The following is a 9,853-nucleotide window of genomic DNA, read 5'->3' as shown; positions in this document are numbered from 1 at the left end:
CCGCCTGCTGAACAGTCGACCGGTTCGCTCTTGAAGTTCGAGGTGAACGGCACGATCAACTGCTCGCCGCCCGGCAGGGTCACCGGAAGCGGCGACGCCGGGGCGGCCGCCGGGCGGGCGGGCCCGCCGCGGGCCGGACGTCCGGCGCGGGCTTGGTCCTTGGCACGTGGCGCGACCATCAGTCGGTCTCCGCTTTCTTGACTCCGTGGACGAGGGTGGCACTCCCCTGGCCCGTGACCTTCTGCTTGCCGAGCTCGCCCAGCAGGGCCGGCTTGTACTCGGCCTTCACCGTGACGGTGACGACCGTCCTGTCGGACGAGAACGTCACGTCCGCGGCCTTCAGGTGGTACAGCGCGAGGTAGCTGTCGGCGGCGTCCCGGAGGAACTTCTCCTGGACCTTGTAGCCCTCGCCGCGCAGCACGGCGGCCTCGTCGAGCTGCTGGCCGGCGACCCGGGCGGCCTCCTGGGCGTAGGCGTCGGTGCGTTCGGCGACGCGCAGCCGGCCGCCGGCGTCCACGACCAGGGCGATCACCAGGACCAGGAAGGCGGCGCAGATCGCGACGAAGATGGCGGTGGAGCCCTCGTCCGACCGGCCCCCGGCACCGGCTCCCCGGGCACCCCCGCCCCGGACACCCCGCGCAAGGACACCCCCGCCCCGGACACCCTGCACGAGTACACCCCGCGCGAGGGCACCCCGCGCGCCGGCGGTCCTCCGCCGCGCCTCCGGCCACCCGACGCCACGGCGCCGCGGCCGTTCTCCCCCGGGCCCGTGCGCCATCACGCCCCCTCCCGCACGTTCGTCTCCCCACCGGTCCCCACCGGGACCGCTCCGCCTCGTGTCCGCCGTCCCCCGGGAGCTCTCCGCTTGCGTCTCCCCCGCCCGGGCCGTCCCCAATCCCCGCCCGGAAACCTCGTCCGCACCGCCCGTCTCACCCGCCCCGGTAGCGGTCCACCACCGAGACGAAGCTGCCGCTGAGCGTCTTCGTCCCGGGTGCGACGCCGCCGGGCACCAGGTCGCCCAGGGGCACCTCGCACACCACGGTCACCTCGACGGTGGCCAGGTCGGCCCCGTTGCTGCGCAGGGTGTCCGGCTTCCAGCTGACGTCGGTCCGCACGCAGTCCACCCCCTGCTGCCGGAGGGTGGCCGTGGCGGTCCGCTCCACCAGGTCGTCCATCCCGTCGGCACTGCGCGCCAGCGAGGCCGTCCGGGCGGCCGAACGGGCGGCCGCCTCCACGGTGCCGGCCGCGGTCTGCACCCGGCCGGCGGCGACGGCGACCAGGATCAGCGCGACGACGCCGGGCACGACGATCGCCGCCTCGATCGCCACCCCGCCACCGTCCCGCCCGCGCCGTGACCGGGCCGCCCGCCGGACGGCGGCCCGCCGGGCCCACCGGACCACCCCGGCCGCCCCCGCCGCCGCCGCGCGCGTCACGGCCCCGCCTCCGGCGGCAGGAACCGCTCCCGCGGCGCCTCGGCGGACTGGACGACCGGGGTCCTGAGGAACGGGACGACCGACGGCGCGGTCAGCTCGACCGTCACCCGGATCAGCTCCGGCGTGCTGCCCCCGGTCCTGACGTCGTAGCTGCGGACGCCCTGCCGGCCGAGGAAGTCCCCGGCCTGCCGCTCCGCCGCCGCGTTCTTGGCCCCGTCGTCACGGCCGCCCTGCACGCGTCCGGCGTCCACGCCCTCGCGGGCGGCGGTGAGCGCGACCTGGCGGTAGTACCACCACAGCGACACCTGGACGACGAGCAGGATCAGCACCAGGACGACCGGGAAGACGATGGCCAGGCTCAGGCTCATCGATCCGCGGTCGTCCCGGCGACGGGGTCGGTTCCTCACGTGGCCGCGCCCGCACCCGGGAGGTTCGGGTCCTGCTCGACCTTCTTCACGACCTTGTCCTTCAGCGCGTACAGGGCCACCGCGACGGCGCCCGCGACGAACACCAACGCGATGATGGCGAGGGCGAGTTCGATGCTGATCGCACCGCGGTCGCCGCGCGCCCGGGCGGCCTTCAGCCGGCCGGCCCGGAACTGGAAGAGCAGCAGCGCGAACTGGACGGGCAGCAGCGTGGGCCGGATCAGCCGGCCTGCCAGGGACTTCAACTGGTCGGACATCGGGGTCTCCCGGGGGTTGGGGTGTGGTGTCGGCCGCCGGCCGGGCGGGTCGGGTACCGCAGGACCTGCTCAGGCGAGCATCTGGTGGAGCGCGGGGAAGACGATCAGGACGGTCATCAGCAGGGTCAGGGCGGCCCCGGGCGCGACCATCCGCTCGCTGTCGGCGTTGGCGCGGGCCAGGTCCTCGGCGAGCAGTTCGCCGCGCAGGCCCTTGGCGCGGGCCCGCAGGGTGTCGTAGACGGCGGCGCCGTCGGTGCCGGAGAGCCGCATGATGTCGGCGACGTCCTGCAGCGGGGTCAGCCCGAGGTCGGCGGCGAGCGCGTCCAGGCCGGCCCAGGGGGGCAGCCGGTCGGTGGCGGCGCGGTCCAGGGCGTCCCGGATCCGGCGGAAGACCGGTCCGCGCCCGACCGAGGCGGCGCGGCGCAGCGCCTCGGCGGGCCCGAGGTCGGCGGCCCGCTCCAGGGCGACCAGCTCCAGGTAGGCGGCGATGCCGTGCAGGTACTCGGTGCGCGCCTCCTTCGCCTCGCCGCGCACGATGGCGTCCGGGACGAACCAGAACAGCCCGCCCAGCAGCGGCCCTACCACCAGCGGAAGCGCGAACGGCAGTCCCATGTCCAGCAGGACGGCCATCGCCCCGAGGTAGGCGGGCAGCACTAGGCCGATCACGGCGAACAGCAGCTTGTGCGCCATGAACCGGGCCGGGCTGCGGCCGATCAGCGACAGCTCGCGGTGGGGGACGCGCACGCCGCGCAGGCCCACCGAGCGCTCTCCGATCCGGTCGAACCAGCGCGGCCGCTCGTCCGGGTCCGGCGTCCGGTCGGCGGGCGTGCGGTGCAGCCGGTCCAGCGCCTGGCCCAGGTCCGGCGGCGCGGGCCGGAGTTCGGCGATCAGCAGGGCGACGCCGCCGGCCGCGGCGGCGCCGGCCAGCACGGACCACGGGGAGATCATCGTGCCTCCCCGAGGAGTGCCTGCTCGTCGGCCGGGGTGTCCTGGCCGCCCTCGCCCGGCCCGCCACCGGCCTGCCGGCCGGACCGGCGGCGCCCGCCCACCCGGCTGCGCCGGTCGGCCTCCAGCAGCCGCGGAACCGGCGGGTGCGAGGCCAGCGCCCGCATCCAGGCGATGATCGCCACGAACAGCGCGGCGACCACCGCGAGCACGATCTGGCCCAGCACGGTGCCGTACGGCGCGGTGTACTCGGAGTTGAACGAGCCGAGCACCACCACCAGCACGATGATGCCGACCAGCCAGCGGATGGTGGTGCGGTGCTTGGCCCGGTCGGCCTCGATCGCGCGGCGCTGGCGGACCTCCTCGCGCACCGAGTCGGCCATGTCGGAAAGGGCCCGCGCCAGGCCGGGGCCGCTGTCGCCGGCGCGCAGCAGCAGCGCGGCGAGCACCTTGTCGGCGGTGGCGTCGGCGAGGCTGTCGGCGAAGGCGCGCAACGCCTCCTCCGGCCGCCAGCGGGCCTGCAGCCGGGCGGCCAGTTCGCCGACCTCGTCCTCGATCGCGGCGGGCGCGGTGCGGCGGCTGGTGACGATGGCCTGGTTGAGGCCGACGCCGAGCAGCAGCACGTCCGCGATCCGCTGGGTCCACTCGGAGAGCGCCTCCAGGCGTTCGATCCGGTGGGTGTCCGGGCGGGTGGTGTCGAACAGCCACGGCAGGCCGAAGACGCCGAGCGGCACCAGCAGCGCGGTGAGCGGGATGCCGGTGAACAGCCAGCCGAGCGGCGCCCCGGCCAGGGCCAGCGGCAGCTGGATCCGGCGCAGCCGCACCACCCGGGCGGGGGCGGTGCCGGGCGCGCCGTACCAGAACACGTGGAGGCGGCCGGCCAGCGGGTTCAACCCGTCGGCCGGCTCCTCCTCGCCGGGCGCGCTGCCGCGGGCCCAGACCACCAGGGCGACCAGGCCGAGCGCGACCAGCAGGCCGCACAGGGCGAAGAGCAGCATCACCGGGCGCCACCGCCGATCCGCAGGTGCAGCGGCTCGGCCCAGCTCCCGAACCGGGAGCCGAGCAGCGCGGCATCGAAGCCGGCCCGGCGCAGGTCGTCCAGGCAGTTCGGCGGGGTGTGCGGGACGGCGCGCGGCTCGCCCAGGTCGGGGCGCGGGCCGAACACGGTGTTCAGCGCGGGCCGGCCGCTCTCGCCGAGGCCGGTCACCTCCAGGACGTGCGAGACGAACCGGTGGCGGCGGCCGCCGACGGCCGTCTCGTCGACCATCGAGACGTGCACGATGAGGTCGACGGCGTTGGCGGTGAGCCGGTAGGCGAGCGCGTCGGTCATGTGCGAGCCGTACTCCAGGCAGAGTTCGGCGATGCGGTCGACCACCATGTGCGGGCCGCGGGCGTGCAGGGTGCACATCGAGCCGCCCTCGCCGTTGGTCATGACGCGCAGCATCGGGACGACCTCGCCCGAGCGGACCTCGCCGACGATGATCCGCGACAGCGTCATCCGGAGCGCGGCCGGGATCAGGTCACCGATCGTCAGCTCGCCGGCCATCCGGCCCTCGACCCGCTCGCCGTTGCCCTCCCGCGCCTCCATCGGGACGACCTGGCGCAGGTGGCCGAGGGTGTGCAGCCAGAGCTCGAACTCCGACTCCAGGGTTCCGATCCGCTCGTCCGGCGGGATCTCGGCGGCCATCGCGCGCAGCAGGCTGGTCTTGCCGACGCCCTGGGTGCCGGTGATCATCACGTTCTTCCGGGCCCGGATCGCGGCGGCCAGGAAGGCGGCCAGGGTGGCGTCCAGGGTGCCGAGCCGGACCATTTCGGGCAGCGTCGCCGAGGCCACCCGGTGCCGGCGGATCGCCACGTACGGGCGCGGCGTCACCTCGGTGAGCGCCTGGAGGCGCATGCCGCCCTCCAGGCGCAGTGCCAGGGTCGGGCTGGCGGTGGAGAGGCTGCGCTCGCCGCCGCCGTGCTGGCGGGCCAGGTCCTGGAGCAGTTCGACCAGTTCGGCGTCGGTGTCGGCCACCGGCGGGACCTGGCGCAGGGGTTGGTGCACGCGGGAGACCCAGACGTCGTCGCAGCCGTTGATCAGGATGTTCTCGATCTCCGGGTCGTCCAGGTACGGCTGGAGCCGTCCGGCCCGGAACAGCAGGTCGAAGACGGCCTCGGCGAGCGCGCGGTCCTGCTCGCGGGTGGGCGGGATGCCGTGGGTCTGCGCATAGGCGTCGGACCAGCGGGCGACCGCCTCCTCGATCAGCGCCCGGCCGCGCTGGCGCCGGGTCGCGCGGTCCGGCTCGGAGCCGGAGGCGGCGGTCAGGCGGGTGATCTGCTGGTGCAGTTCGGCGGCGACCTGGCGCTTGAGCTCGCGCGCCACCTGCGGGTCGACGGCCGGCCGGGTGCCGGCGCCGCGCCGGTCGAGCGTGGGCAGCTGGGAGGGCACGGCGGTCGGGGTCGCCGCACCGCCGGGCTGGTACGCGCCGGGCTGGTAGCCGCCGGGCTGGGCCGGCTGCGGGGCCGGCGGGACGGGCGGGGTGACCGGCCCGGGCGGGGCGGGCTGGACGGGCTGGGCCGGCCCCGGCCGGGGCGTCGCCCAGGGCAGCGCCGCCGGATCGGCCGCCGGGTGCTGGTTCAGGGGGCTACCGCGCACGGAGTACCTCCCCGTAGGTGAGGTGCTGCTGCGGCGTCCCGGGCCCGTACGACGGCGCCGCCGGGCGGTACTCCTCCGGCTGTACGCGGCCGTACTCCGGCACCGGCCCCGCGGCGCCCGGCAGCCCGGACCCGGGCCCGGGCCCGGGCCCGGACGCCTGGCCGTACGGCTGCTCCTGGCCGTACGACGGCTGCGCGCCGTACTGCCCCGGTGCGCCGTACTGCTGCTGCTCGCCGTACTGCTGCTGTGCGCCGTACTGCTGCGTCGCGCCGTACTCCGGTCCGTCCTGCGAGCCGTACTGCGGTCCGTGCTGCGGGGCGTACTCCGGCTCGTAGCCCGGCTCGTACGACGGGCCCGGCTGCTGCGGCCGGCCGTGTGCCGGGAAGGGCGCGGGCGCGGCCGGCTGCGGTGCGAGCCCGGCCAGCGGCGCGACCGGACCGGTGGTGATCACCGGCGGCACCGGCCCGTACGGCTGCGGCGGTTGGGGCTGCGGCGGTTGCGGTGCCGTCACCTCGGTACCGGCTGCGGGCGCGGCCGGGAGCTGCGCGGGCGTCGGCGCGGCCGTGGGCGCCAGCCGCTGCCGGCGGCGCCGCACCAGCAGCTGCACCTCGTCCGCCGCCGAGCGGGCGGTGCGCATCAGCTCCGAGCGGATGAACCGCCGGTCGGTGATGTCGCCACCGTCGGAGAGCACCCGGGCGGTGCGCACCGCGTGCGGCAGCAGCCCGAGCACCGGCAGCCCGAACTCGCGCGAGACCTCCGCGCCCGAGTACGGCCCCTCGGCGACCAGCAGCAGGCCCAGCGCGTCCGCGCCGGTGCCGGCCGCGGCGAGGTCCTCGGCCAGCGAGGCCAGCCGCGGCCGGACCGCGCTCAGCCCGCGCAGGGTGGTGCGCGCGGTGACCGCGACCACGTCGGCCCGGCGGGCCAGCACGGCGCTGGTGCCGGTGGCGCCGGAGCGGCCGAGGTCCAGGATCACGTCGTAGCCCTGGGGTTCCAGCCCGTGCAGTACCTCCATCAACGGCTCCCACGTGTAGGCGAGGCCGGGCGCCTGGGTCGGGTCGGTGAGGCCGGGCAGCAGCAGCCGCTCGGCGTTCCCCTCGGGCGAGAGGTCGATCAGCTGCTCCCAGAGCGTCTGGGCGAGCAGCCCGCGCCGGTCCGCGACGGCCAGGTTGCGCAGCCCGTACACCGCCTCGACCCGGCCCTCCAGTGCGCCGGCCAGCACCGCGCCGCCGTCCGGGTCGCACTCCACGAGCAGGATCCGGCGCCCGGGCTGCAACGGCCAGGCCAGCAGCAGCGCCAGCGCCGTCGTGGTGGCCCCCGGTGCCCCGGGGCCGCCGACCACCGCGATCACCGCCATCTCAGGCCCCACCCGCCCCGGGCGGTGCGGCGGACGCGGTCCCGGTACCGGTGGCGTTCGGCGCGGCCGTGCCGGACGGCGCGGGGGCCGTGCCGGTGGGCGCGGGGGCCCCGGTGGCGGGGCCGGCGCCCGCCCCGCGCGGTGACAGCACCACCTGGATCCGCCCGCCGGCCACCCAGGCGGCCAGCCGGGAGGCGTCCGCCGCGGGCACCGCCACGTCCACGACCTGGCTGCCGTCGGTGTCCACCCGGCCGACGGTGACGACCACCGCGTTCAGCGAGTCCGGCCGGCCGTTGTCCGGGGTGTAGACGACGACGATCGGCACCCCGGCCTGCAGCCTGGTCGCCGGCAGCTGGGTGCGCTTGGCCGAGACGCCCACGATGAGCTGGCCGGGCAGCACGTTCGGCGTCTGGGCGACGTCCGCCTTCAGCAGCAGCGCCCCGCGCTTGAGGTCGGTGGTGGCCCGCTGCCCGACCGCCTCGCGGCGGTCCGCGGCCGCCACCGGCTTGAGCGCCGGGTCGGTCGCGATCCGCGCCACCACCAGGTCCGCGTCGGTGAGCACCTGCCCGTACGGGACGTCACGGGCCAGCGCCAGCACGGCGACCCGCTGCCCGGTGCTGTTGTAGAGCACCGCGCCGCCCAGCCCGCCGGCGGCTATCAGCGCCACCGCCATCGCCAGCACCGCCGGCCGCCGCCGCCGCGCCCGGAGCGTCCGCCCCGGGGCGTGCGGGGTCACCGGCCCCTGCTCAGGCACTGTCACGGCCACCCCCGGGGTCGCTGTCTGTACGGTTCTCCACCGGGTTCCGGCCCCTCCCACGTCGTTCGGACTCGTTGCCGTGCTGCTGTCGTGCCGCCCTGCCGTACCGCCGCCGCGGTCAGTTGAGGACCTGTACCTCCGCCACCCGCACGGTGAAGGACGCCGGCAGGGAGAGCTTCTTGTCGGGGAGGTTCTGACCGTTGCTGACGGTGACCCTGCCCACCCAGTTGACCGTGACCGTCCCGTCGAAGACCCCGCCCGGCTTCACGGCCGAGCCGGTGCGGAACTCGTGGCCGCAGGTGGGCGACTTGGCCGCGCCGTACGCGGGGTCGTACGGCGTCCCGGCGCCCTGGGGCCCGGTGCAGACCTCCGGCCGGTTGTCGCCGAGGTCCCACTCCACCGACTTCAGCTCCGGGGTCACCGTCACCGTGACACCGCCGGCGCTCACCGACACGGGGGCCGGCACGGCGGACTCGTCCAGCCAGAGCCAGACCGGCACGCCCACGACCTTGGTGTCCGCCGGCGCGAACCGCGGCTTCACCTCGGGGAACCGGACCTTCCCCCAGAGGTCGGTGGCGAGCTTCGCCGGGTCCGGCGGCGGCGGCGCGGGGTCCTGGGCGAAGAACGTCGGCTGCGGTGCGCCGAACGAGCCGTCGCTGTACAGGCAGGTGACGTCGTAGATGGTGCCGTCCGACGGCTTGTGGCCCTGCCAGACCGGGTCCTCCGGACCGGGCTGCGGGCTGGTGGTCCGGTAGTAGCAGCCGTTGGTGCTGCTGAACCAGCCGAAGGCCGGGTCGTGGCAGGCCACGTCCTGCCCGTTCCACTGGCAGACCTGCGACCCGGCGCCGCCCCCGCCGCCGCCCCCGCCGCCGGCGGGGGTGGGCGTACTGCCCGGCTTGTGCACGCCCACGCAGATCGTGTTGACCGTGCACTGGGTGACCTCCCCCGTGACCGGTGGTTCGTCCGCCATCGCCGGTGTCGCGGGGAATAACAGCATTCCGGCGAAGAACAACCCGCGGACAGCGATTCGCCGTGCCGGTTTCAGCATGTTCGGTCCACCTCCCGCTTGAACTCCTGGATCAGCCAACGCGTCTGGAACTTCCGCGCCGAAACGGTCGCGATGTACCGGGTCAGCCGCTGTTGTGGGTCCTTTACCGCGTGCGTGGTGGCGTCGGCCTGGTGCCAGCCCGTCACATCGAGGCAGTCCTCGATCACGGCCGTCTGCGGATCCGCCTTCAGGTCGACGGTCTTCACCACCGGGGAATTCCGCGGACCGCCGATCATCACCAGCTTGGCGTCACGGAGCTGACGGAGATTGACGAGGGCGTCGCGCAGGGCCGTCCCGGAGGAGTACGCCTCGAGGTCGGAACCGTCCGAACCGGACCGCCCGTAGGCCTCCACCTGGGCCTGCCACCAGTCCTGATACGTCTTCAGCAGCAGCCGCCCCTGTGCCCCCTCGGGCCCGTCGGTCGGCGCGATCCCGACGTTTGCGGAACCACCCGAAGGAGTTACCGGGTTCACTTCCGCACCAGGGGGAGCGGTAGTCCCGAGACGATCCACCGGACCGCCGTCACCGCCGGCCGCACAGGCGCTCAGCAGCATCGCCAAAACCAGCCCAGCGACCCCAACCGCCCCAGGGCGCAACACATTTCCGCGCCGCCGCATCGCCCCACCTCGTCGCGACCGACCCCGTCCGTGGTCCGTGGCCGCCAGAAGAATTCCGCCGTCCCGCCGGTGTTGCTGCGAGGGCATCGATTCTTCGCCAACCCGCCCCTTCACGGCAACACCCCGGGCCCCCTGACCTTACGCGGAAGGCGGATCGGTCGGGGCACTTTCGCGCCACAGGACGGCCAACAGTTCTTCGGAAAGCGACAATCCGGCCAATGCGCCCCGAACCGCGGCCCGATTGCGCATCAACAGGCGTCCGCCCTGCGGCGGGACGAGCAGGCGGGCGCCGGACGCCCCGCCGGGGGCGGCACCGGCCTCCGGGCCGCCGCCGTCGAGCACGGCGGCGACCGCCGGTTGCAGGTCGAGCGGAGAGACG

General features: G+C 75.5%; 12 protein-coding genes. All 12 read right to left on the bottom strand.

Annotated elements, in window-relative coordinates:
• Positions 1-178 precede the first annotated feature (178 nt).
• Entirely contained in the window at positions 179-670 is a 492-nt protein-coding gene (locus tag ABZ885_RS29360; protein WP_360194995.1) for a hypothetical protein, read from the bottom strand.
• Between the two features lie 259 nt (positions 671-929).
• A complete protein-coding gene (locus ABZ885_RS29355) occupies positions 930-1,433 on the bottom strand; it encodes a TadE/TadG family type IV pilus assembly protein (protein WP_360194992.1) in 504 nt (167 codons plus the stop codon).
• Positions 1,430-1,801, bottom strand: coding sequence for a TadE/TadG family type IV pilus assembly protein (locus tag ABZ885_RS29350; RefSeq protein WP_360194989.1), 372 nt, complete (start codon positions 1,799-1,801; stop codon positions 1,430-1,432). The genes ABZ885_RS29355 and ABZ885_RS29350 overlap by 4 nt, the downstream gene beginning before the upstream one ends.
• A 35-nt stretch (positions 1,802-1,836) precedes the next feature.
• Positions 1,837-2,115 carry a hypothetical protein gene (locus tag ABZ885_RS29345; RefSeq protein WP_360194986.1) on the bottom strand — a complete coding sequence of 93 codons (279 nt, stop codon included), beginning with the start codon at positions 2,113-2,115 and terminating at the stop codon, positions 1,837-1,839.
• Positions 2,116-2,184: 69 nt separating this feature from the next.
• The gene (locus tag ABZ885_RS29340) at positions 2,185-3,063 is read right to left on the bottom strand and encodes a hypothetical protein (protein ID WP_360194983.1); all 879 of its coding nucleotides are present in this window, start codon (positions 3,061-3,063) and stop codon (positions 2,185-2,187) included.
• Positions 3,060-4,058, bottom strand: a complete 999-nt coding sequence (locus tag ABZ885_RS29335; protein WP_360194980.1) for a type II secretion system F family protein — start codon at positions 4,056-4,058, stop codon at positions 3,060-3,062. The genes ABZ885_RS29340 and ABZ885_RS29335 overlap by 4 nt, the downstream gene beginning before the upstream one ends.
• On the bottom strand, positions 4,058-5,698 hold the full coding sequence (locus tag ABZ885_RS29330; protein WP_360194977.1) for a CpaF/VirB11 family protein: 1,641 nt from the start codon (positions 5,696-5,698) through the stop codon (positions 4,058-4,060). The genes ABZ885_RS29335 and ABZ885_RS29330 overlap by 1 nt, the downstream gene beginning before the upstream one ends.
• Positions 5,688-7,052: a hypothetical protein gene (locus ABZ885_RS29325; protein WP_360194974.1), complete on the bottom strand. Its 1,365-nt coding sequence runs from the start codon at positions 7,050-7,052 to the stop codon at positions 5,688-5,690. The genes ABZ885_RS29330 and ABZ885_RS29325 overlap by 11 nt, the downstream gene beginning before the upstream one ends.
• Position 7,053: 1 nt before the next feature.
• Entirely contained in the window at positions 7,054-7,812 is a 759-nt protein-coding gene (locus tag ABZ885_RS29320; protein ID WP_360194971.1) for an SAF domain-containing protein, read from the bottom strand.
• A 115-nt stretch (positions 7,813-7,927) separates the two neighbouring features.
• A complete protein-coding gene (locus ABZ885_RS29315; RefSeq protein ID WP_360194968.1) occupies positions 7,928-8,779 on the bottom strand; it encodes a hypothetical protein in 852 nt (283 codons plus the stop codon).
• Positions 8,780-8,850: 71 nt separating this feature from the next.
• Positions 8,851-9,411 carry a hypothetical protein gene (locus ABZ885_RS29310; RefSeq protein WP_360194965.1) on the bottom strand — a complete coding sequence of 187 codons (561 nt, stop codon included), beginning with the start codon at positions 9,409-9,411 and terminating at the stop codon, positions 8,851-8,853.
• A 201-nt stretch (positions 9,412-9,612) separates the two neighbouring features.
• Positions 9,613-9,853, bottom strand: a 241-nt coding sequence (locus ABZ885_RS29305; protein ID WP_360194962.1) for a hypothetical protein, incomplete at its 5' end; no start/stop codon positions are given.

It is taken from the genome of Kitasatospora sp. NPDC047058, assembly GCF_040643935.1.
Lineage (GTDB): Bacteria > Actinomycetota > Actinomycetes > Streptomycetales > Streptomycetaceae > Kitasatospora.
The sequence above is the reverse complement of the archived record's forward strand: the minus strand, read 5'-3'. Positions and strand labels throughout refer to the sequence as shown.

Coding starts and splice junctions, on each gene's coding strand:
- ABZ885_RS29350 (WP_360194989.1), bottom strand. CDS start 1,801: ATGAGCCTGAGCCTGGCCATCGTCTTCCCGGTCGTCCTGGTGCTGATC.
- ABZ885_RS29345 (WP_360194986.1), bottom strand. CDS start 2,115: ATGTCCGACCAGTTGAAGTCCCTGGCAGGCCGGCTGATCCGGCCCACG.
- ABZ885_RS29340 (WP_360194983.1), bottom strand. CDS start 3,063: ATGATCTCCCCGTGGTCCGTGCTGGCCGGCGCCGCCGCGGCCGGCGGC.
- ABZ885_RS29335 (WP_360194980.1), bottom strand. CDS start 4,058: ATGCTGCTCTTCGCCCTGTGCGGCCTGCTGGTCGCGCTCGGCCTGGTC.
- ABZ885_RS29325 (WP_360194974.1), bottom strand. CDS start 7,052: ATGGCGGTGATCGCGGTGGTCGGCGGCCCCGGGGCACCGGGGGCCACC.
- ABZ885_RS29315 (WP_360194968.1), bottom strand. CDS start 8,779: ATGGCGGACGAACCACCGGTCACGGGGGAGGTCACCCAGTGCACGGTC.
- ABZ885_RS29310 (WP_360194965.1), bottom strand. CDS start 9,411: ATGCTGCTGAGCGCCTGTGCGGCCGGCGGTGACGGCGGTCCGGTGGAT.